Origin of the sequence: Streptomyces sp. SID486, assembly GCF_009865385.1 — a bacterium.
In the GTDB taxonomy this organism is placed as follows: Bacteria; Actinomycetota; Actinomycetes; order Streptomycetales; family Streptomycetaceae; genus Streptomyces.
The window spans coordinates 1-433 of record NZ_WWJT01000090.1 but is presented as its reverse complement, the minus strand read 5'-3'; the positions used below and the strand labels follow the sequence as shown (position 1 = coordinate 433).

The window sequence follows — 433 nt, the reverse complement described above, 5'->3', positions numbered from 1 at the left end:
GGGCCCCTGCCTCCCGGGCGCCACCGACCTCCCTGTGCCTAGGCCGACCCTTGGTCCGGTGTGGTGTGGGTGATCAGGTGATCGACGACATCGAGAAGGCTGGAGCGCCGCTGGTGGACGAAGCGCTGGCGGTCGGCGCCGTTGCCGTCGGCGCGCAGCCGCCTCCACGCCGTGCGGACCAGTTCCAGGTCGCCGTGGTCCCGCAGGGCGTCCCACTCACGCCCCCGGCCCCGCCACGCCCATGCCCATGCCCATGCCCCTGGCCGTCCCACTCACGCCCCCGGCCCCGCCCCCCGGCCGGCCCGCCCGCGCCCTCCGACAGCCGGACCGACCGCGCGCCCCACCATCGGGCTGCCGGAGTCACGAACCACCGGACCACCGGACCACCGGGCTGCCGGACCACCCACCTCCCGGGCCGCCGGGCCACCGGGCT

General features: G+C 77.4%; 1 protein-coding gene. It reads right to left on the bottom strand.

Going from position 1 to position 433, the window contains the following annotated elements:
* Positions 1-38: 38 nt before the first annotated feature.
* Positions 39-272 (bottom strand): hypothetical protein, encoded by a 234-nt coding sequence (locus GT045_RS04370; protein WP_161333337.1) that lies wholly within the window; start codon positions 270-272, stop codon positions 39-41.
* Between the last annotated feature and the right edge of the window lie 161 nt (positions 273-433).